Origin of the sequence: Xanthobacter agilis, from assembly GCF_021730435.1 — a bacterium.
GTDB classification, from domain to species: Bacteria; Pseudomonadota; Alphaproteobacteria; order Rhizobiales; family Xanthobacteraceae; genus Xanthobacter; species Xanthobacter agilis.
Genome location: NZ_JABWGX010000045.1, coordinates 1 through 20785 on the forward strand (window position 1 = coordinate 1; position 20785 = coordinate 20785).

General features: G+C 65.9%; 19 protein-coding genes, 1 tRNA gene and 3 pseudogenes. 15 read left to right on the forward strand and 8 right to left on the reverse strand.

Annotated elements, in window-relative coordinates; translation table 11 throughout:
* Nucleotides 1–96 precede the first annotated feature (96 nt).
* A pseudogene (locus HUW53_RS20720) lies at nucleotides 97–315 on the reverse strand (transposase); the annotation flags it as partial.
* Between the two features lie 210 nt (nucleotides 316–525).
* On the opposite strand from HUW53_RS20720, the gene HUW53_RS20725 reads away from it, so the two are divergent.
* Nucleotides 526–819: a hypothetical protein gene (locus HUW53_RS20725; protein WP_237347656.1), complete on the forward strand. Its 294-nt coding sequence runs from the start codon at nucleotides 526–528 to the stop codon at nucleotides 817–819.
* Between the two features lie 77 nt (nucleotides 820–896).
* Here HUW53_RS20725 and HUW53_RS20730 read toward each other — a convergent pair.
* Both HUW53_RS20730 and HUW53_RS20735 read right to left on the reverse strand, forming a co-directional pair.
* Nucleotides 897–1961, reverse strand: a pseudogene (locus HUW53_RS20730) (IS630 family transposase).
* Between the two features lie 83 nt (nucleotides 1962–2044).
* Entirely contained in the window at nucleotides 2045–2548 is a 504-nt protein-coding gene (locus HUW53_RS20735; RefSeq protein ID WP_237347657.1) for a cysteine hydrolase family protein, read from the reverse strand.
* Nucleotides 2549–2650: 102 nt separating this feature from the next.
* On the opposite strand from HUW53_RS20735, the gene HUW53_RS20740 reads away from it, so the two are divergent.
* Nucleotides 2651–3586, forward strand: coding sequence for a GlxA family transcriptional regulator (locus HUW53_RS20740; protein WP_237347658.1), 936 nt, complete (start codon nucleotides 2651–2653; stop codon nucleotides 3584–3586).
* A gap of 84 nt (nucleotides 3587–3670) precedes the next feature.
* On the opposite strand, the pseudogene HUW53_RS20745 reads toward HUW53_RS20740, so the two are convergent.
* Nucleotides 3671–3874: pseudogene (locus HUW53_RS20745) on the reverse strand (IS3 family transposase); the annotation flags it as partial.
* A 214-nt stretch (nucleotides 3875–4088) separates the two neighbouring features.
* On the opposite strand from HUW53_RS20745, the gene coaD reads away from it, so the two are divergent.
* The 3 genes from coaD (at nucleotide 4089) to HUW53_RS20760 (ending at nucleotide 5825) form a co-directional block, all read left to right on the forward strand.
* Entirely contained in the window at nucleotides 4089–4589 is a 501-nt protein-coding gene (coaD, locus tag HUW53_RS20750; protein ID WP_237347659.1) for a pantetheine-phosphate adenylyltransferase, read from the forward strand.
* A 63-nt stretch (nucleotides 4590–4652) separates the two neighbouring features.
* Nucleotides 4653–5216 carry a peptidylprolyl isomerase gene (locus tag HUW53_RS20755; RefSeq protein ID WP_237347660.1) on the forward strand — a complete coding sequence of 188 codons (564 nt, stop codon included), beginning with the start codon at nucleotides 4653–4655 and terminating at the stop codon, nucleotides 5214–5216.
* A gap of 147 nt (nucleotides 5217–5363) precedes the next feature.
* Nucleotides 5364–5825 carry a peptidylprolyl isomerase gene (locus HUW53_RS20760; protein WP_237347661.1) on the forward strand — a complete coding sequence of 154 codons (462 nt, stop codon included), beginning with the start codon at nucleotides 5364–5366 and terminating at the stop codon, nucleotides 5823–5825.
* Between the two features lie 268 nt (nucleotides 5826–6093).
* Here the strand turns inward: HUW53_RS20760 and HUW53_RS20765 are convergent, their stop codons facing one another.
* The 4 genes from HUW53_RS20765 to HUW53_RS20780 all read right to left on the reverse strand — a co-directional run bounded on the left by HUW53_RS20765 (nucleotide 6094) and on the right by HUW53_RS20780 (nucleotide 9555).
* Nucleotides 6094–6879, reverse strand: coding sequence for a proteasome-type protease (locus HUW53_RS20765; RefSeq protein WP_237347662.1), 786 nt, complete (start codon nucleotides 6877–6879; stop codon nucleotides 6094–6096).
* Between the two features lie 184 nt (nucleotides 6880–7063).
* Complete coding sequence (locus HUW53_RS20770; RefSeq protein ID WP_237347663.1) at nucleotides 7064–8236, reverse strand: GNAT family N-acetyltransferase; 1173 nt, start codon at nucleotides 8234–8236, stop codon at nucleotides 7064–7066.
* Between the two features lie 90 nt (nucleotides 8237–8326).
* Nucleotides 8327–9070, reverse strand: a complete 744-nt coding sequence (locus HUW53_RS20775) for a glycerophosphodiester phosphodiesterase family protein (protein WP_237347664.1) — start codon at nucleotides 9068–9070, stop codon at nucleotides 8327–8329.
* 20 nt (nucleotides 9071–9090) lie between these two features.
* Entirely contained in the window at nucleotides 9091–9555 is a 465-nt protein-coding gene (locus HUW53_RS20780) for a RidA family protein (RefSeq protein WP_237347665.1), read from the reverse strand.
* Between the two features lie 128 nt (nucleotides 9556–9683).
* Here HUW53_RS20780 and HUW53_RS20785 point away from each other — a divergent pair, with 128 nt between their 5' ends.
* From HUW53_RS20785 to HUW53_RS20830, 10 genes are all read left to right on the forward strand, one after another.
* Nucleotides 9684–10517, forward strand: a complete 834-nt coding sequence (locus HUW53_RS20785; RefSeq protein WP_237347666.1) for an EipB family protein — start codon at nucleotides 9684–9686, stop codon at nucleotides 10515–10517.
* A gap of 40 nt (nucleotides 10518–10557) precedes the next feature.
* The gene (locus HUW53_RS20790; protein ID WP_237347667.1) at nucleotides 10558–10848 is read left to right on the forward strand and encodes an acylphosphatase; all 291 of its coding nucleotides are present in this window, start codon (nucleotides 10558–10560) and stop codon (nucleotides 10846–10848) included.
* A gap of 134 nt (nucleotides 10849–10982) precedes the next feature.
* Nucleotides 10983–12527 carry an ArnT family glycosyltransferase gene (locus tag HUW53_RS20795; protein ID WP_237347668.1) on the forward strand — a complete coding sequence of 515 codons (1545 nt, stop codon included), beginning with the start codon at nucleotides 10983–10985 and terminating at the stop codon, nucleotides 12525–12527.
* 65 nt (nucleotides 12528–12592) lie between these two features.
* A complete protein-coding gene (locus HUW53_RS20800) occupies nucleotides 12593–12994 on the forward strand; it encodes a GNAT family N-acetyltransferase (protein ID WP_272904361.1) in 402 nt (133 codons plus the stop codon).
* 252 nt (nucleotides 12995–13246) lie between these two features.
* Nucleotides 13247–13960 (forward strand): glutathione S-transferase N-terminal domain-containing protein, encoded by a 714-nt coding sequence (locus HUW53_RS20805; RefSeq protein ID WP_237347670.1) that lies wholly within the window; start codon nucleotides 13247–13249, stop codon nucleotides 13958–13960.
* Between the two features lie 118 nt (nucleotides 13961–14078).
* Nucleotides 14079–16241 carry a CHAT domain-containing protein gene (locus HUW53_RS20810; protein ID WP_237347671.1) on the forward strand — a complete coding sequence of 721 codons (2163 nt, stop codon included), beginning with the start codon at nucleotides 14079–14081 and terminating at the stop codon, nucleotides 16239–16241.
* Nucleotides 16238–16663, forward strand: coding sequence for a DUF6165 family protein (locus tag HUW53_RS20815; RefSeq protein WP_237347672.1), 426 nt, complete (start codon nucleotides 16238–16240; stop codon nucleotides 16661–16663). The genes HUW53_RS20810 and HUW53_RS20815 overlap by 4 nt, the downstream gene beginning before the upstream one ends.
* A 127-nt stretch (nucleotides 16664–16790) precedes the next feature.
* Nucleotides 16791–16882: transfer RNA gene (locus HUW53_RS20820), tRNA-Ser, on the forward strand.
* A 697-nt stretch (nucleotides 16883–17579) separates the two neighbouring features.
* The gene (locus HUW53_RS20825) at nucleotides 17580–19046 is read left to right on the forward strand and encodes a porin (protein WP_237347673.1); all 1467 of its coding nucleotides are present in this window, start codon (nucleotides 17580–17582) and stop codon (nucleotides 19044–19046) included.
* 427 nt (nucleotides 19047–19473) lie between these two features.
* Entirely contained in the window at nucleotides 19474–20715 is a 1242-nt protein-coding gene (locus HUW53_RS20830; RefSeq protein WP_237347674.1) for a porin, read from the forward strand.
* The last annotated feature ends 70 nt before the right edge of the window (nucleotides 20716–20785 follow it).

The following is a 20785-nucleotide window of genomic DNA, read 5'->3' on the forward strand; positions in this document are numbered from 1 at the left end:
TGCCTCTGTCGTGCGGGCGCTCCCGTGCAGAATCTGTCCCATAGTGCATCCTTCCACCCTTGCATGGATGATGCACCATCAAATGCCGGGACCAAACACGCGGTCATAGCCATGCTGATATCTTCGATGACGGCGGGGCGGGATGACCGGCTGGCCGCCTTGATCAAGGATGAGATCGTGCAAGCTGTCGGCGTCATACGCGCGATCGGCCAGCACCTGATCTGCCGGCAATCCCCGGATGAGATCGCAAGCCGGCGCCATGTCGTTCTGTTGCCCTGGCCCCAGAGCAAAGCGCACCGGCAGCCCGAGCGCATCCTTCCATTCCTGCGAAAAGACTGCACCATCAAAGCCTGGGATCAAACAGGGCTCTCGGTCACCGCCTTCGGGGTCGGCCTCGCGGCGGGCAATCTCGCCATCGGCCGCCTCGCCGCCTGGGTCGGCCGTCCAGAAACCGTCCTCGTCTTCGCCATCGCTCTCATCTTCGTAACGCAGAGCGCCTTCCTGGCGACCGACCCGAGCCTCGGTTTGGCGATCGGGCTACTGGCTCTCTGGGGTTTTGCCTCAGGCCTCGCCGCACCCGCCAACACCGCCATTCAAGCGAGCCGAGCCGGCTCGGACGCCGGCTTCGTGCTGGCATCGTCGGAATCGATGAACAACGGCGCGCTGCTCGTGCTGGCGCCGATCGTCGCGAGTTGGATCGGAGGTGGGGACACCATCAACACAGCCATTCTGCTCGGCGTCGGCACGCTCGCGGCGCTAGGGGTCAATCTCGTCGACCGACAATCCCGATCCAAAGCCCTCACATGCGAGGTAAATTAGGGTTCTGCCACCTGAATGTCCCACGGCGCGGCTTCCTCGTCCGACGCCGCGGGGTCTGCCGCTTATACCATCGGCCCTTATTTTTGACCGATATGTGCCCATTGGCGAATCCCGATTGAGGTGATGAGCTTTGGAGTGTCGACGAGCCTGCGCCAGGCATCGCAGGCGGCGTTGACGATGTCCGCATAGGTCTCGGACGCGGTTGGAGAGCCAGTTCGAGCGCAGGTATTGCCAGATCTGCTCGACCGGGTTCAATTCTGGGGATCGTGACGGCAGGAAGATCAGCGTGACGTTCTTCGGGACGGCGAGATTGCCGGTCGTGTGCCAGCCGGCGCGGTCGAGCAACAGCACGGCGTGCGATCCTCGGGCGACCAGGGTGGAGATCTCATCGAGATGCATCTGCATCGCCTCGGTGCCGATATAGGGCAGCGCCAGGGCGGCCCCGACACCGCGCGCCGGGCAGATCGCGCCGAAGAGATAGGCGTTCTCGTAGCACTGGTCGGCGGGCTGGCGGGGTCTCGTCCCGCGCCGCGCCCATTGCCGGACGATCCCGTTCTTCTGCCCAATCCGAGCCTCGTCCTGGAACCAGATTTCGATCTGTTTGCGCTTCGGCAGGTGTCCGACGTGGGCGTTCAGGGTCCGGGCGAAGTTTTTTTGAACTCTTCTATGACCTTGGGATCCTGCCCCGGGTGGCGCGGCCGTGCACTGACGTGGGAGAAGCCGAGCGCCTTCAGGATCTTGCCGATGGTGCGCTCGTGATAGTCGACGCCGAAGCGCTCGAGAACGACCTGTTTCAGGTCAACCCGACGCCATCGGACGACGCCGTGGAGGGCGCGGTCGGGACCGGTCTCGACGATCGCGCTGAGTTCGGCCAACTGCGCCTTCGACAATCGAGGTGGATGCCCCTTCGAGCGGATGTCACGCAGGCCGTCGGGACCCAGTTCGTTGAAGCGGTGGACCCAGTCGCGCAGGGTCTGGCGATCCATCCCACCGATCAGAGCGGCCTGCTCGCGATCCATGCCGTCGAGCACCGCTGCCAGCGACAACAACCGCCGGCTCTGATTGGCGTGCTTCGAGGCAGCCGCGAGCCGCCGCAGGTCCGATGCCGAATAGTCCCTCCGAAGCTTCACCGCAGCAGCCATGGCGCCAATCCTCCCCGCGCCATGGAATCACCAATCCACACCCACGAATAGCCTCCAAGAGTTACAACCGGTGCCCGTTGGTATTATGCCCAAACATCTACCGCAGTTGCGACCTCAACCTTCGAGCCCAAGGCATTCAATGCGATCCGATGAACAGTTTCGGTTGGAGCGGTACAGAGATCGCCGACAATCCGCACCCGCAGGCCTTCGGCCGCGCGCGACAGCGCGGTGAAGACCACACAGTTCTGCGTCATCATTCCGGTGACCAAGAGCTCGCTGACGCCGGCCAGATGATCCGCAAGATCCGTTTCCTGGAAGACGTCGGCGTAATGTTTGGTGACGACGGGCGCATTGCCTGCCGCGTCGAGAATAGCCTTGCGGATATCGGCGCCAGTGCTTCCCGCCACGAACAGCCCGGCGGGTGCCAAGGAAATGTGGCGCACCAAGATGATCCGATCATCGCTTGCACGTGCCCGACCGATAGCAGAGACGATACGCGCCTCGGTCTCCTCCGGCTGCCATAGCGGCAAGGCTCCTCCGGCAAAATAGTCATTCTGGATATCGATCACGAGAAGGGCACGGGTCATTGGTCTCTCCCAAACGGCTGCGTCGAACCTACCGTCTTCATACCGCAGTCCCGCTACCGGATATCAGTGGCCCGATAGACAGTATTCATGTAAATCGGGCCAATGCGACTTGCTATTCTCGCCTACGATCAGATCAGCCCATTCATGTTGTCCACGCCGCTCGCGGTGTTCGGGGAGCCGTTCTTGGCGAGCGGTCACCGGGTGGACGTGTGCGCCAGCCAGTCCCGTCTTGCGGCCACTGGCGGGCTGATGATCGAAGCACCATTCCCACTGGAGGCTGCGCGCGAGGCCGATGTTCTGATCCTGCCCGGTTGGCGAAACGCGGATGAGCCTGTGCCGGCAGCAATCACATCCGAGCTGCGAGCAGCAGAGGGGCGCGGCGCGATCGCCGTCGGGCTCTGCCTCGGAGCGTTCGGCTTGGCCGAAGCAGGCCTGCTCGACGGCCGCCGCGCGACCACGCATTGGGCGCGTGTCGAGACCTTCGCGGCGCGATATCCCCAGGTCATCGTCGATACCGGTGCGCTCTTCGTCGACGAGGGGCGTGTCATCACATCCGCCGGCGTCGCGTCCGGACTGGATTGCTGCCTGCATCTGCTCGGCCGGATCTCCGGAGTGGCGGAGGCCAACCGGATCGCCCGCCATCTTGTCGTGGCTCCCCAGCGTGCCGGCGAACAACCGCAACTGATCGAGCGCCCCACGATCGGATCTTCGGTCGACCGCAGGATCACGGATGTGTTGGAGACGCTTCGGGCCAATCCGTTCCCTGCGCCTTCGCTCGATGTTTTGGCCGAACGCGCCGGCATGAGCCGACGCAGCCTGACCCGTCACATCCGGGCGCGAACCGGAGGCAATCTCGGAGAGTGGCTGAGGCGCAACAGGCTGGCACGCGCGCAAGACCTTCTCGCGGCCGGCGCCCGCGGGCTCGAGGACGTGGCGGCGCGGTGCGGCTTTCCGGATGCACAGGCCCTGCGAACGGCCTTCCGGAGCGAACTCGGAATGACACCGAGGCAATGGCTGGCCCGGCAAAGACTGGACTGATCGTCACCCTTCGCGGGGAGGTTCGACATCGCGCGATAGTTCCTTCAGGACCTGAGGTGGCTCCCCTTCCGCGGACAGACTGGCGGCATGGCGCCTCGCGCGGTTGTGGGAGGTGACCCAGCTGCCAAACCCGGCCCGAGCCTCGGAACCGGTTTTGCAGGCATTGAGGGAGATGCCGTCGTATTTCAGCGGTCGCCGGAGGCGCTCGATGAACACCTGGTCCACCCACCGGCCGCGGCCATCCATGGAGATCCGCACGCCGGCAAGCTTCGCCCTGAAATCCGCAGAATGGCGCTTCCCTTTCCCGGTCATCGGGCTCGTCCTTCCGTCAGGCCGAACCAAGCTTAACGCCCGGTCCGGGTTTCGGGGACCGCATCACGCCATCATGGGGCGGCGGTTGCGCCGGAGCGCGCGGGCGGCTAACGCTTGCGCCATGGATGCCCGACGCCGGGCGGCGCGGATCGTGGCACGCCACAGGGTAGAGAAACGGAGGCAGGCGCTCATGAAAGCCCGCACGGCCATTTACGGCGGCTCGTTCGATCCGCTCACCAACGGCCATCTGGATGTGGTGCGCGCGGCCTGCCGGCTGGTGGATCGGCTGGTGCTCGCGGTGGGCGTTCATCCGGGCAAGGCGCCGTTGTTTTCAGCTGAGGAGCGCCTCGCCATGCTGGTCGAGGTGTGCACCCCCGTGGCGGCCGCCGAGAATGCGGCCATTGAGGCCATCACGTTCGACGGCCTGATCGTCGCCGCCGCTCAGAACGCAGGGGCAAGTCTGCTGATCCGTGGGTTGCGGGATGGTACGGACCTTGACTATGAGATGCAGATGGCGGGCATGAACGCGGCCATGGCGCCGGCGATCCAGACCGTTTTCCTCCCCGCTTCCCCCTCGGTCCGCCCCATCACCGCCACGCTCGTGCGGCAGATCGCTGCCATGGGCGGGGATGTGTCGAGCTTTGTGCCGGCGGGGGTGCTGGCACGCCTGAAGACACGCTTCCCCCGCTGACATGCGCCCTGGCTTTTGCCGAAGCTTTCGCCTCCCCTGCGGGGCCTTTTCGAGGAGAACCTCATGCTGCGAGTCCTTGGCCGTGTGTGTGCCGGACTTTTGATCGCCCTTGCCTTCGCCTTGCCGGCGGCGGCGCAATCGAAGCCCGATCCGCAGAACACGCTCTATCTCGACACCCCCTATGGGCGGGTTGTGATCGCGCTGCGGCCCGATCTCGCGCCCAAGCATGTGGAGCGCCTGAAGCAGCTCACGCGGGAGGGCTTCTACAACAATGTGCCGTTCCACCGCGTTATCGACGGCTTCATGGCCCAGACCGGCGATGGCCAGCGCGGCGACGGCACCGGCGGTTCCAAGTATCCGAACCTGCCGGCCGAGTTCTCCAACGTGCCGTTCAAGCGCGGCGTGGTGGGCATGGCTCGCGCGTCCAATCCGAACAGCGCCAATTCGCAATTCTTCATCATGCTGGACGAAACCCCGAGCCTGAACGGCCAGTATACGGTCGTGGGCGACGTGGTGTCGGGCATGGAGTATATCGACAAGATCAAGAAGGGCTCCGCCGCCTCCAATGGCAGCGTCGCGAACCCCGACCGCATCGTGAAGATGCAGGTGGCAGCCGACGTGAAGTGAGGCCGGCTCGTGCCTGCCGTGCCGCACTCGGGGCGGGGGCGGCGGGCGCGGACGGAAGACACGTTTCGCCTTCTCCGAAGCGCTGCCGTGGCAGCGCGCAGTCCACGCGGCGCGCCTCGGCGCACCCCGTCACGCACCGAAAGGACGATGTCCGTGAGTGAAGAGATTCTGATCCTCGAGACCACCCAGGGCCCGGTGACCATCGCGCTTCGGCCCGATGCCGCCCCCGGCCATGTGGCCCGCATCAAGGAGCTGGTCTCCGAGGGCTTCTACAACGGCGTGCCGTTTCACCGTGTCATCGAGGGCTTCATGGCCCAGACCGGCGATCCCACCGGCACCGGCATGGGCGGTTCGGGCAAGAAGCTGAAGGCTGAGTTCAACGATCTGCCGCACAAGCGCGGCACGGTCTCCATGGCCCGTGCCCAGAACCCCGATTCGGGTGACAGCCAGTTCTTCATCTGCTTCGCCGATGCCCGCTTCCTCGACCGCCAGTATACGGTTTGGGGCGAGGTGATCTCGGGCATGGAGAATGTGGACAAGATCAAGCGCGGCGAGCCGGTGAAGGATCCCGACAAGATTCTTTCGGCCAAGCTCGAGCCTAAGGCCTGAGCGGGCTGGACAGAGTGGCCTCGAATTGCCGGGGCTGAAAGGAAAAGGGCACCCCGGGGTGCCCTTTTCTTCATGCGTCTTTTGCGTTCGAGGCACCTGGCGCCGCGCAGGCCGGAGCCAGTTGGTATCAAGCGTCGCGGCTTTTGAGCCTCATACCCTCAGCCCCGGTCTTTGACCGGTGCCAGGCGGGTTCGCTCCACCTGGGTTCGCTCGGGTGCCGCGTGGGCTTGACCAAAGCCCCGTGAGTCAAGCTCACAGGCCTTTGGTATCAAGCCTCCTCTGTCGGCTTGGCGGGCACGTAGGTGCGCACGTCCTTCAGGTAGGGCGGGCGCGGGATGGAGCTGTGGGCCGCCCTGAGCGCCGCCGACCAGCGCTCGCGCAGGTCGTGGAAATAGGGCTCGCCGGGCTCGATGCGATACTTCAGCTCGGCCTGAAGCTTGTCCGGGCACACCACCAGCACGTCGATGGGCAGGCCGACGCCGAGATTCGAGCGCATGGTGGAATCCATGGAGATGAGGCTCGTCTTGAGCGCGTCGGCGATCTCCATCTCATAGGTCACCGCGCGATCCAGCACCGGCTTGCCATATTTGTGCTCGCCGATCTGGAGGAAGGGGGTGTCCTGCGTGCATTCGATGAAGTTGCCTGCCGTATAGATCATGTAAAGGCGCATGGGGCCGCCGGAGATCTGCCCGCCCAGTAGGAACGACACCTCGAAATTGATGGAGCTCGACTGCTCCATCACCATGCCGTTCATGTGGTGCACCTGGCGGATGGCGCGCCCCACGAGCTGCGCCGCCTGGAACATGGTGCGCGCCTCGCGCAGTTGGTGGCGCTCGCCGGTTTCGGCATCGTCCACACCTTCGTTGAGCATGCTGACGACCGACTGGGTGACCGACAGGTTTCCCGCCGCGGCGAGGCCGATGACGTGCCGGCCCGGCTCCTCGAAAATATGGAGCTTGCGGAAGGTCGAGATGTTGTCGAGTCCGGCATTGGTCCTGGTATCTGCGATCAGCACCAGACCGTCGCGCACGAGCACTCCACAACAATACGTCATATCCACCCCCTCATTGCGGGAGCCGGGACTATAGCGATGGCCCATCTGGTCCCGCAACGTGGGGCGGAAGGAAATGTCATTCACCGCAGAGGTGTGGCGTTCCTGCCGTGGAGTGTGCCAACCCGCCGGCCGGTCCACGATCCCGGTCCGTGAGATTTGCGCAAGTGCCGCGCTGGTTTGGGTCTCAATCCTGCTCGATCTCGTCACCGCGCCGGAACGGGCCGAGGTCGGTCAGCACGGCGGCATCCTCGGCCACGACGGTGCGCTCGTGTTCCAGATATTGCGCCACCGCGGCCCGAAGGCCCGGATGCGCGATGTAATGGGCGGAATAGGTGGTGGTGGGCAGGTAGCCGCGTGCCAATTTATGCTCGCCCTGGGCGCCGGCCTCCACCACCTTGAGGCCGCGGGCGATGGCGAAGTCGATGGCCTGATGGTAGCAGACCTCGAAATGCAGGAAGGGATGCTCCTCGATGGCGCCCCAATAGCGCCCGTAAAGGGTGTCCGCGCCGATGAAATTGAGCGCTCCGGCGATGTAGTGCCCGGCGCGCTTCACCATCACCAGCAGGATCTGGTCGGCGAGCTGCTCGGCGGCGCGGGTGAAGAAGGCGCGGTTGAGATAGGGCGAGCCCCATTTGCGGGCGCCGGTGTCCATGTAGAAGGCGAAGAAGGCGTCCCAGGCGGCTTCGGTCAGGTCCCGGCCGGTCAGCCATTCGATGGTGAGACCAGAGGCGAGGGCCTCGCGCCGCTCCTTCTTCAGGGCCTTGCGCTTGCGCGAGGCCAGGGCGCCGAGGAAATCGTCATAGCTGCCATAACCGGCGTTGGTCCAATGGAACTGGCGGTCGGTACGTTGCAGGAAGCCTTGGGCGGCAAGGCTCTCCCACTCTCCTTCGGTGGCGAAGGTGACATGGGCGGAGGACGCCTCGCGCAGGCGCGCCAGCTCCTTAAGGCCGGCGGCCAGGGCCGGGCGGGCCATGGCATCGCCGGGATCGCGCAGCAGCAGGCGCCGGCCGGTCACCGGCGTGAACGGCACGGCGACCTGAATCTTGGGATAATACTGCCCTCCGGAGCGGTGAAAGGCATCGGCCCACCCCTGGTCGAAGACGTATTCGCCGCGCGAATGCCCCTTCAGATAGGCCGGTGCCACGGCGAGGGGTACGCCGTCGGGTCCATCCAGCACCAGATGCTGCGGCAGCCATCCGGTCTTGGCGCAGACGCAGCCGGTCTCCTCCAGGGCCGATAAAAAGGCATGGCTGACGAAGGGTTCCGCCCGCGCCGCGCCCCCGGCCGCGCAGGCGTCCCACTGGGCCGCGGGGATTTGCGACAAGGACGGGAGAATGCGGATACGGGCGTCGGGCATGGGGTGAGAATGTGCATCGCATGTCGACGCTGAAAGCGCGACGGACCGTCGCACCTACTTATGACCCTAGGGCAACTGAGGGCGCGGAACTTAAGGGCGGAAGCCTTCGAAGATGATCTGGTCGGCATAGCGCGCGGCGCGTTTGCGCTCGTCCGGCGTGCGGACGGTCCAGGTGAGCACCGGCAGGCCGCACCAGCGGGCGATGCGCGGCGCGAGGGCGTCAAGGTCGGCCACCCGGAAGGCCACGAACTGGAAGCGCGAGGCCGGCCAATGCAGCAGGTGGCCGAGCAGCATGCGCTGGAAGGGGTTGAGGCCGGGCCAGTCGTCGCCGCTGAAATCGAGCTCGGCGACGATGCCCCGTGGTACTTCGGGCGCGTGCGCGCGTACCGTGGGCAGCAGGCGGGGATCGAACGACATCAGCGCCGCGTGACCGCCATAGGCGGCGATGCGCGCAGCGGCGAGGGTGGCGAGGGTGGTGTTAGGCTCTCGCTCGCTCTTCAATTCGATGATGAGCGGCACCCGCCCGTTCACCCGCGCCAGAAGGTCGTCGAGCCGCATGATGCGGTCGGCAGTGGCCTTGAAGGGCAGGGCTTGCAGCTCGTCCGCCGTGCGCGCGCTCACGGGGCCGGTGCCGGTGGTGAGGCGGTCCAGGGTCGAATCGTGGAACACCATGGGCACGCCGTCAGCGGAGAGCTGAAGGTCGACCTCAATGGCGAAACCCGCCTGGAGCGCGGCGTCCACGGCGGATGGGGTGTTCTCCACGATGCCGGTTCCGGCATCGTGGAGGCCGCGATGGGCGACCGGCCGCGCGGTCAGCCAGGAGAGTGCGCTCACAGATCGCTCACCGGCTCGTTTCAGGCCACCTCGATGACCGCTTCCACCTCGACCGCCGCGTCGAACGGCAGCGCGGCGATGCCCACGGCGGAGCGGGCGTGGCGGCCCTTGTCGCCCAGCACGTCCACCAGGAGGTCGGAGCAGCCGTTGACCACCTTGGGCTGATCCACGAAATCCGGCGTGGAGTTCACGAACGCCACCAGCTTCACCACCCGCACCACCTTGTCGAGGTCGCCGATGGTGGCCTTGGTCTGGGCCAGCAGGTTGATGGCGCACAGCTTGGCCGCCGCCTGTCCGGTGGCGATGTCCACCCCGCCGCCGAGCTTGCCGGTGATGATCTTGCCGGCGGCGTCGATGGACACCTGGCCCGAGATGAACAGCAGATTGCCCGTGCGCACCACCGGCACATAATTGGCCAGCGGCGGATTCGGCGTGGGCAAGGTCAATCCGAGTTCGGCGAGTTTCTGTTCAACGGACGAGGTCATTGGGACTCCTTGCGGGTTCCTGCCACACGGTGTGCGCAATTGAGCCCTCCTCTTCGCCGATGGCGGGGCGGGACGCAAGCGCATCACGCGTGCGGCGCCGCAACGGCAGCAGGTGAGGAGAGGCGGGGATGAGGCTTCGATCGGGCGCGCTGGCGCTCCTGTGCGCGGCGGGGCAACTGGCGCTGTCCCTGGGCCTGTGCGAACCGGCCTCCGCTTTGGCCCTGCTGCCCCATCGCGCGAGTTATGCCCTCACGCTGGATGGCTCCCGACCCACCGGCCAGCTCGAGGACATGAGCGGAACCATAGACTACCAGATGACCGGGAGCGCCTGCGCCGGCTACAATACCCTGACCCGCCAGTTCAGCGAGAGCCGGGGCGGGGAAGATGGGGTGCTGCGTCAGACCGTCACGTCGAAGGCCTGGGAAGCCGGTGATGGCGAAGTTTACCGTTTCGAGAGCACCACCGAGACCGCCAGCGACACCGATAATGTGGCGGCGAGTGTGACCCGCGAGGGGGCGGACCGCTTGAAGGTGGTGGTGACCCGGCCCGACGACCAGGTGCTGACCGTCGACGGCGTCATCCTGTTGCCGACTCAACATGTGCTGAAGGTGCTGGCGGCCGCGGCGGCCGGCGCGGACACCCTTGCCGCCAAGGTCTATGATGGCGCTAGCGATCCGCAGAAAGTGTACGACACCCTGGCGGTGATCGGCCGGCTGCGCAGCGGTGGCGCGCGCCTTGCGCCGGCGGCCGAAGCGGCATTGGCCGGGCATCTCTCCTATCCGGTCGCGGTGAGCTATTACGAGCCGGGCGCCATCGACGAGGGGCCGGCCTATGTGATGAGCTTTACGCTCTACGACAATGGTGTGGTGGGCGACCTTCGGATCGACTACGGACGGTTCGCGCTGATTGGCAGCATGTCCGCGTTCGAGGCCCTGCCGCCCGGCGCCGAATGCAAGCCGTGAGCCCATGGCGGACGCCCCCGGATGCGCGAAGGGAGACATCATGCGTGTCGTGCATATGATCTTGCGGGGCCGGGTGCAGGGGGTGGGCTACCGGGCGTGGTGCGCCTATGAGGCGCAGACTCGGGGGCTCGTGGGCTGGGTGCGCAATCGCGCCAACGGCGCGGTGGAGGCGGTAATCGCCGGGGACGAGGCGCTGGTGGCCGCCATGGTCGACGCCTGCCGAGCCGGTCCACCCGGCGCACGGGTGGAAGACCTCCTGCTTCATGACGCGACGGATGCCGCCCTTGCCGCCGGCGGGCGTGAGCTCTTCGTCGTCCTTGAGACCCTGTGACCGGATTGACACGCTGTGACCCGTTTGCACCACTCGGCTGGCGTCGCATCGGCGGGCGCGGCTCCCAGGTGGCGTCGGCGGTCTATTGCTGGTTATAGAGTCGGGGCCGCAGGCTCCTGGAGTGCGTCAGTCCCGTGATCGAATTTCTAGCGCGCGCCCCGCATCAGATGCCCCGGAACGACGGTTCGGTCGGGATGGAGGGGGATCTGCCGTTCTGGGCTCGGCCCAAGGGCGTCCTCATCATCCTTGCCGTCTGGTGCCTGCTGCACGCCGCCATCGGCGCGTTCCTGGAATCGGCCATCAATGTCGATGACGCGGTGGAGAGCTATCTCGTCCAGTCGCTGGAGCTGAGCTACGTCCCGCGCAACCCGCCGTTCTTCGACTGGCTGCTCTATAGCTTGCAGCAGGTGTTCGGAACCGGGCGGTTGAGCTTCGCCATTCTGCGCTATGCCTTGCTGTTCGCGTGCGCCGGGCTGGTCTATCGCGTGGCGTGCCGGGTGATCTTCGATCCGCGGCTCCAGGCGGCGGCGGTGTATTCTTTGTCGGCGCTGTGGGTGGTGGGTTACCATAGCCACCGCATCCTGACCCATTCCAACGTCATGATCGTGGGCATCGCCGGGGCGATGCTGACGCTGATCGCCATCGTGCGGCGGCCGAGCGCGAAGCTCTATGTGGGCCTCGGCGCCTGGATCGCGGTGGGGCTTCTGGGCAAGTTCGGCTTTGTCGCGTTCCTGGGCGTGCTGGTGGTGTCCTGCCTTATCGAGCCCAGCTATCGTCGGGCGTTGTTCGATCGGCGGATCCTGCTCACGGTGCTGGTGGCGGCCGGGCCGCTGGCCGTCTATGGCCTGGCCTTGCATGTCCTGAAGCAGGATGTGGTCGCCGCCACCGCCCAGACCATCGGCGCCACCCATTTCGGGTGGGATGACGTGGTGCGGAGCTATGTGGTGGCGCTTGTGGGCTATGCGCTGCCGTTCGCGGCCCTGGCGGGTCTCATCTTCCTGCCCGGGAACCGGGGCGAGGGCGCGCGGGTCGAGGAGGACGGGCAGCGCGACGCCGCCCGGCGCGTGCTGCGCAATATCATCGTCATCGGCCTTGTCGTGACTCTGGTCTCCGTGGTCGCGGTGGGCACCACCAATCTGCGCGACCGCTATTTCCACGTCTTCCTGCTGCTGCTGCCGGTGTATGTGTTCGCGGAGCTGGAGCGTGTGGGTGGCTGGCGCGCGCGGGTGCCGGCCTATCTCGGCATTCTGCTCGCCATCGCGGTGGGGGTGCTGGCGGTGCGGGTGGCGATTCCCCTGTGGCCGGACCCGCGCCTGTGTGGCCGCTGCATCGCCGCCGAGCCGCTGCACCGGCTTGCGCCCACCGTGATGCAGGCGCTTGGTGCGGCGCCGACCCTGGTGGCGGACGACCGCACCTCCGCGGGCCGGCTGCGGGCGGCCATTCCCGAGGCGCGCGTGGTGATCGTGAACGAGCCGCAATATCGCCCGCCGTCGCGCCCGAGCACCGGCTGCGCGCGCATTACCGGTATCGCCAATGGCTTGCCGTTCCGCCTTCTCCCCCCTCCGGGACGAAACACCATCGAAATGTCGGTGAAATGGTCGTCGCCCTTGATGAATCCCCATCGCTGGAGCGACTGGCAATTTACGCCGTTACCGCCGGATGATCCCCTGTGCCAATAAGACTGCATCCCGACGGGCTCATCTTTCGCCTCGCCCGCGAGCAGGATTTGCCGGACCTCGTGGCCATGTTCGCCGCCGATGCGGTGGGTGGACATGGTGACACCACCGGGCCGGAGGCATTCGAGAGCTATCGGAGCGCGTTCCACGCCATCTGCGCCAATCCCGCAACGCGGCTGTATGTGGCCGAGTTTCAGGAGCAGGTGGTCGGCACGTTCGAGCTGATCTTCGCCCACAGCCTGCCGGGCCGGGGGGCGCTGCGGGCCATTCTGGAGGGGGTGCAGGTGGTGCCCGACCTGAGAAGCAAGGGGCTCGGCGCGCGCATGGTGGCTTATGCGATGGAGGAAGCCCGCGCGGCCGGCGCCGCAACCCTGGCGCTCACCTCCAACAAGCGGCGGGAGGCGGCCCATCGCTTTTACGAGAAGCTGGGTTTCACCCCGTCCCACCTGGGTTTCAAGATCGAGCTTTGACCGGTTTCGCGCCCGGCGCCGCGCACAACCCGCCGTACACAACCGCGCCGCCCTTGCCGATCCTCGACGCTATGGTTACCTCTTAACCATGCGTCGTCCGGCCTGCGAAGCGATCCGGAACCCATGGCGCACGCTTCGATTTGAAAGATCGAGACGGTAGGGGCGAGGAGGCAGCTTCGGCCTGTTCGCCATCGGCCCACGTCCGCCGGCCGCTTTAAATGGCCGGAATGACAAAGTTTCGGGGAGCGAATCGTGGCTCAGGTCCTCACTCAACCCATTCAACTCTATTACTGGCCGACGCCCAACGGCTGGAAGATCTCCATTATGCTGGAGGAATGCGGGCTTCCTTATGACGTGAAGCTCGTGAACATCGGCAAGGGCGACCAGTTCAAGCCGGACTTCCTGGCCATCTCGCCCAACAACAAGATGCCGGCCATCGTCGATCCCGCGGGGCCGGACGGGGCGCCCATTTCGGTGTTCGAATCGGGAGCTATCCTGCAATACCTCGGCCGCAAGACCGGCCTCTTCTATCCCGCCGACGAGCGGGGCCGGGTGGAGGTGGACCAGTGGCTGTTCTGGCAGATGGGCGGGCTCGGCCCCATGGCGGGGCAGGCGCATCATTTCCGTATCTACGCGCCGGAGAAGATCCCCTACGCGATCGAGCGCTACACCAATGAAGTGCACCGGCTGTATGGCGTGATGAATACCCGTCTCAAGGATCGGGACTTCCTGGCGGGCAGCTATTCCATCGCCGACATCGCCTGCGTGGGCTGGGCCAAGCTATGGGAGCGGCAGGGCCAGAACATCGAGGAGTTCCCGCACTTCAAGGCGTGGCTGGCGCGGGTGATGGAACGGCCGGCCGTGCAGCGCGGATTGGCGCTGAGCGCGGAAGAGCGCAGCGCCTTCGACCTTTCCAAGGACAAGGACGCCCAGGCGGTTCTTTTCGGCCAGCGTGCTCCAGGGTGATACCGCGCGGCAGCGGTGCGCGGCGAGACCGTGTGCGCGCGTGCGGATAGCGTTTCCATCCAACCATAAGGTGCTCTAAGACAGTCGCGGAAACCCGCACGCCAGGAGCCGCCTGCCCATGTCCATTGATGCACGCGCAGCCTTCAGCCGGGCGACTGAGCTGCATCGTCAGGGCAAGTTGGACGAGGCCATCGAGATCTACCGCCGATTGACCAAGGTCAAGCCGGTGTTCGAGGTGCAGCGCCTGCTGGTGTTCGCGCTGCTGCAGACGCGCCGCTTCAAGGACGCGCTTCTGGTGGCGCGCCGCACGCGCGAGGCCTTTCCCTCGCTCGCGGACGCCCATGTGCTGCTCGGCGCGGCCTACCAGGCGAGCCGCACCTGGGACAAGGCGCTGGCGGCCTATGAGGCGGCGGCCGTGCTCGACCCCGCCTTGGGCGAGGCCCATTATCTTGCCGGAAACGTACTGGTGGCATTGGGGCGCGATGGCGATGCTGTGGCGCGGTTCGATCGCGTGCTGGCCCTCGATCCGCGCGCGGCGGAGGCGCTCGCCAACCGGGCGACCGCCTTGTCGCGGATCGGCCGGTCGCAGGATGCGCTGCGCGATTGCGAGGCGCTCACCGCCATGCAGCCCTGGGAGCCGCGCCATTGGCTCTCCATGGCCGGCACGCTGCTGGAGCTCAGCCGGTTCGAGGAGGCGACGCGGGCCGCCGATGAGGCCTTGCATCTCGCGCCGCATCTCGCGGACGCTCATTTCCTGCGTGGGCAGAGCCGTCTCGGCCTGGGCGACGTCGCCGGCGCGCGGACGGCCTTTGCCGCGGCGCTCGCCGCCGCCCCAGAACAAGTGGGCTGGGCCGCCCATCTGGCGCGCGTGTTGCGTCTGGAGCATGAGGCCGGGGAGGCGCTCGCCGTCTGCGATGCGGCGCTGGCGCGCAATCCAGCCTGCGCGGCGGTGCTGCACGAGCGGGCGGAGGCGCGCCGCGCCGCCGGCGATCTTTCCGGAGCGCTTGCGGATGCGGAGGCGGCCCTCGCCCTGGAGCCGGGCTTCGCGCCGGCCCATGTCACGGCGGCGCTGCTGAAGCGCGATCTGGGGGATGCGGAAGGCGGCGCGCGCGCGTGCGCCGCTGCCTTGGCCGCCGACCCGGCCTTTCCCTTGGCCGCTTATGTGAGTGGCACCGAGCATCTGGCTCACGGACGCTGGGCGGAAGGCTGGGCGGGCTATGAAGCGCGCGCGCGCATGATGCCGCCGGCCTATCTGCCGCTTCCGTTCCAGCGCTGGGACGGGCAGGAGCCGGTCGAGGAACTGATCGTGCTCGGGGAGCAGGGCATCGGCGACCTGATCCAGTTCGGCCGGCTGCTGCGGGTGCTGGCCGACCGGGGAATGCGCGCCTGTCTGCTCACCCGCCCGCGGCATGTGCCGCTTCTGTCGCGAATCGATGCCCGGGTGCCGGTGATCGGCGATCTGGAGCAGGTGGATCGTTCGCGTGCGGGTCTGCGCTGGGTGCCCCTGGCAAGCCTGCCGGGGCTCCTGACGCCCGAGCCCACCGCCTGGCCGGGCGCGCCTTATCTGACGGCCGCGCCGGAGCGGGTCGCCCGCTGGCGCCCGTGGCGGCTCGCCGAGCCGGCGCCGGATCCCATGCTGCCCCCCGATCCCGAGCTGTCGCTCGCGGGCGAGGCGGACCCCGCGGCGCCCCTCGGTCTGCCCGGCGAACTGCAGCCGACCGAGGCACTCTCCGGGGTTTTGGAGGATGCGCCACCCGCGCCCATCGCCCCGCCTGTCGCCCCGCGGAAGCCGCCCTTGCTGCGCATTGGCATCAATTGGCAGGGCGATCCCTCGCCGTCGGTGGATGTGGGCCGCTCGGTCCCGCTGGCCGCGTTCGCGCCCCTGGCGGAGCTGGAGGATGTGGAGCTGGTGAGCCTGCAATGGGGCTATGGCGAAGAGCAGATCGATGACGTGCCGTTCAGCGCGCGCATCGTGCGGCTGGCAGCCGATCGCGACGCGGACGGGACCTTCGTCGATACCGCCGGCGTTCTGCAGCACCTGGATTTGGTGGTGACCGTGGACAGCTCGCTCGTTCACCTGGCGGGGGCGCGGGGCCGCACCGCCTTCCTGGCGTTGCGCGCGGTGCCCGACTGGCGCTGGGGCCGGGAAGGAGAGCGCACCGCGCTTTATCCGAGCGTGCGTCTGTTCCGCCAGCGCGAAGCCGGCGATTGGGACGAGGTGTTCCAGCGCATCACGCAGGCGGTTGCCGCGCAATTGCGGGCCAACAAGGACGCATCATGAGCGCTCCAGCGGGCCTGGGTGACGCTCCATCCGGCGTCACGCTGCTTGCGCCCATCTCCGTCGGCGAGCTGCTCGACAAGATTTCCATCCTGATGCTGAAAGCGGAACGCCTCACCGATGGCGGCCAGATCGCCAACGTGTCGCGCGAGCTGGAGGCCTTGCGGGCGTTGCGGGCCGCGTCGGGGCTTGCGGCAGGCTTTGAAGACCTGTTTGCCGCCCTCCTCGATGTGAACGGGCGCCTGTGGCACGTGGAGGACGAACTGCGCCGGCTCGAAGCCCTGCAATGCTTCGACGCGTCTTTCATCGCGCTGGCCCGGTCCGTGTATCGCCTGAACGACGCGCGCGCGGCGCTGAAGCGGCGGATCAACCTCCAGTCGGGATCTTGGCTGGTGGAGGAAAAAGGCTATTCGGAGCACCCGTGAGCGCGGCCCGGCCTCGCGCATCGGCACTGCTTTTGCGGTGCGCTCGGGGGCCGCAGTCAGGGTTCCTCTGGAAAACGCATCGGGTGCCTTGCAAAGCCGTCTCCGGTTCGGCATAGGAGAGCGAGCGGGAGACGTGGCCGAGAGGCTGAAGGCACTCGTTTGCTAAATGAGCAGACCCCCAAAAGGGTCTCGAGGGTTCGAATCCCTCCGTCTCCGCCATCTTCATCAAAACTTGGGTACCCAGCCGTTGATCCGAGCCACCGGCCGGGTCCGGCGCGGTCCGCGACAGCCGGCGTTCCACGCGTGATCGGGGTGCGGTGTTCGGCGCTGCGGATGCGGCCCGTGGCGAAGCCGTCCGATGTGGCGGTCGCGCCCGCCGATGCTCTTCCCGCTTTCGGCGCTCCGAACCGCACGGTCCGACTCCCCCTGACTCGGTGAATCGCCAGAATGTGACGGCCGGTTTGCCCCCGATCGGCCCGATGCCCCGCAAAGGGGGCTGGTCCATGCCCATGATCCTTAGGCGGCAAGAGACCGCGAATGGATGCGTTTGGAGGTGCCGCCGGGGTCTGTCATGAAGGGCAAAAAATCATTTATAAATAAATGGTTGGTGCCGAGCGAGAGGGGGTGTGATGCGGTATTATGGTGGCGCAAATGCGGCAGTGCCCTTCTTGCAACACTCCCCGGAAAACGGGCTGCCCGGGGTCCAGTTTTGAGCCGTTTTGATTGAACACGGTTCTGCCTTTTGTATGTTGGCTTTGCGACGAAGGGGGGCAGTCCCCGGTCGACCTGATTGCTGCTTGCGCGTTCGGATCTGGATGTGCGCGGCGTGATGGGAATCGGGGCAAGAACCTCTCAAACGTGCAATCGCACCGGCGAAGCGGCGCTCGCTCCCTCGGAACCAAACTTGGAGGTCACAATGAAGATGGTGAAGAGCCTTCTCCTCGGCAGCGCGGCGGGTCTCGTCGCGGTGGCTGGAGCCCAAGCCGCCGACCTGCCTGTCAAGGCGAAGGCGGTGGAGTACGTCAAGGTGTGCTCCGCTTACGGCGCCGGCTACTTCTACATCCCGGGCACGGATACCTGCCTGAAGATCGGCGGCTACGCCCGTTTCGACACCTACGTGAACGCCACTGGCACGTTCCGTCCTGACATCTCCTCCACCTCCGGCACCGCTTTCGCGGGTCCGAACTCTGGCACCCTGAAGTACCCCTTCCGGGATGACGCCGACGCCGACTACCTCACCCGCGTTCGCGGCGTGGTCGACTTCGACGCCCGCACCCAGACCGATTACGGCACCCTGCGCTCCTACGTGCGCTTTGGCGCCGAGTGGAACTCGCAGTCGGGCGCTGGTTCGGGAGCGAACAACGGCCTGTACTTCGAGCGCGCCTTCATCCAGTTCTCGGGCTTCACGTTTGGTTATACCCAGTCGTTCTTCGACCTGGGCACCAACTACATGATGACCACGCCGTACGCTGGTTCCAACACCTGGACCACGACGATGGCCTACACCGCCCAGTTCGGCAACGGCTTCTCCGCCAGCTTGGCGCTGGAAGATGCCGCCAACCGTACCACCGGCATCCAGGCCACCAACCCTGGCACCGTGAACGGTCTCGGCTGGGGTGCCTGGGGTCTCAATCCGTACCTCGGCGCCGCCGCTTCGGGTAGCCTCGGTTACTCCAGCTGGCAGGGTGGCCAGACGGTTCCCGATTTTGTCGCGAACCTGCGCCTCGATCAGGCTTGGGGCACCTTCATGGTCTCCGGCGCCCTGCATCAGGTCAATGCGCTCGAATACGTCGGTCCTGCTCTCTATGCCGGTGCTTCGTCCACCGACAATTGGGGCTGGGCGGTCGGCGTGTCGACCGAGATCAAGATGCCGTTCCTTGCGGCTGGCGACAGCCTGCTGTTGCAGTTCAACTATGCCGATGGCGCGATCAGCTACGCCGGCATGAGCGCCAACAGCCAGGGCACTGCCACCGGCTGGGGTAGCATCAAGGTCGGTTCCAACGGCTCGCTGTCCGGCGCTTATATCCCGCTGGCGGACGCTGTGCGCACCAACGCCTTCGGCGACTATGCGAACTCCACCGCTTGGGCGCTCCAGGGCCAGCTGCGTCACTTCTGGACCCCCGGTCTGCGTTCGATCGTGTACGGCGGCTACGTCGACTACAGCCCGGCCAACTCCACGGTCATCGCCTCCACCGGCGCGAAGCTGTGGCAGGTCGGTACCGACCTCGTGTGGTCGCCGGTCAAGAACCTCGACCTCGGTGCGGAACTGCTCTACACCAAGGTCGACTCCGGCACCGATCTGCAGGCCATCAGCACGACCGGTGTCGTGGGCGGTTCTGTGGACGTGGTGTCTGGCGGTATCCGCGCGCAGCGCAACTTCTGATCCTTGGATCAAAGCTGTTGAGGAGAACCCCAGTGGGCAACCACTGGGGTTTTTCTTTGTGTCCTGGGCCCGGTTGCTGCCGTCTCAGGTAGTTTGGAACCGTACTATAGTAGATCGACAGATATTCCCTTTTGGTGGATTTGGCCTCAATATCAAAAACTACGTAGTTCGCGCTCCGGTCCAGTGAGTCGCGGGGCGCATGCTCGGTTTCGGCAAGCGTGGCGCGGCGAAATTCAAGGGGCGATAGAGACACGTAGCGATGCTGCGACAATTGGTTCGCGGCGGGGCTGAGGCTTGCCTTGTCATTAAACGCGCCTTGTGGCATGTGGTTAATGATACAATATATCAATTGGGGGTCATGATGATTCTTGCACAGCGTCTACCGCGGTTGCGGGCTCTGGGCACTTCGGGTGCACTCGCGGCCGTGGTGAGCGGTGTCGGCTTGCTTTCCGGCGCGGGCGCCGTCAGCGCTGCGGATCTGCTGCAGACGAAGGCGCAGCCGGTCTATATGAAGCAGTGCCTGGCGCAGGGCGAGGGCTTCTTCTACATCCCCGGTACGGATACCTGTCTGCGTGTCGGCGGCTATCTGTGGGCTGAAGGTTATTACAATACCTATTCCAATTACCCCTCCGAGAACAACACGACCTACTCCATCGCGACCGCTGGCGTGATTTTGGACGCGCGGACGCAAACCGAGTATGGCACCTTGCGGTCTTACTTGGAGACGCGCTTCAAGTGGCGCACCTCCGATCCCTGGTCGGACGGCCCGAAGGGCAGCGAGCTTGAGGTCTGGAACGCCTACATCCAGTTCGCGGGTTTCACCTTCGGTCACGCGCAATCGGTCTTCGATTTCTACGCGAACGCCAACGTACTCGGCACCGACCCGGCGACCATCGGCGACGACGTGCGGCTGAACCTCGTGTCCTACACAGCGGAATTCGGGCAGGGCTTCAGCGCCACCGTGTCGGTGGAAGACGCCTCGGATCGCGCCTCGGGTGTGATGGCCGTCAACCCGCTGCCGGACGATGTGCTGGAGAATTATCAGGCCGGCATTCAGATCCCGGACTTCGTAGCCAACATCAATTATACCGGCGAATGGGGCCAGGCGCAGATTTCTGGTGCGGTGCACCAGGTGCGGGCGATGGACCTGCTGAACTGGATGTCGGGCACGCAGGACACCTGGGGTTATGCGCTGCAGGCCGGCCTCATGTTCAACCTGCCCATGCTGGGTGAGGGCGACACCCTGTATCTGCAGAGTGCCTATGCCGACGGCGCCACCAGCTATCTCGGCCTTCAGGATCCCTCGGGCCAGTATGCGGCGCCCGATGCGTTCCTGGGCCTCGATGGTGTGACCAAGGTCAGCGGCTGGAACGTGACCGCCTCGCTGCTGCACAATTGGAATGCCAAGTGGAGCACCGCCGTGTTCGGCGGTTATGCCGCCTACGACTTCAATAGCGAGGTTGCGGAAGCGCTTTATGGCACCAGCGGCGGCAAGAACGCGAACGTGGGTGGCTACATCGGGTTTGCCCCGGTGAAGAATCTGCTGCTCGCGGTTCAGTATGACTGGACCTACAACAGCGCCGACAACTACGTGTATACCGGCTACGGTCCGAGCAGCGGGTCGACCGACGCCAATCGCGTGTTGCTGTTCGCCCAGCGCGAGTTCTGAGGTCCCCATTCCGGGCGCTTGGCGTCCGGCTGGTTTTGGCAAAAGGCCGCCCGGAGACTCAGTCTCCGGG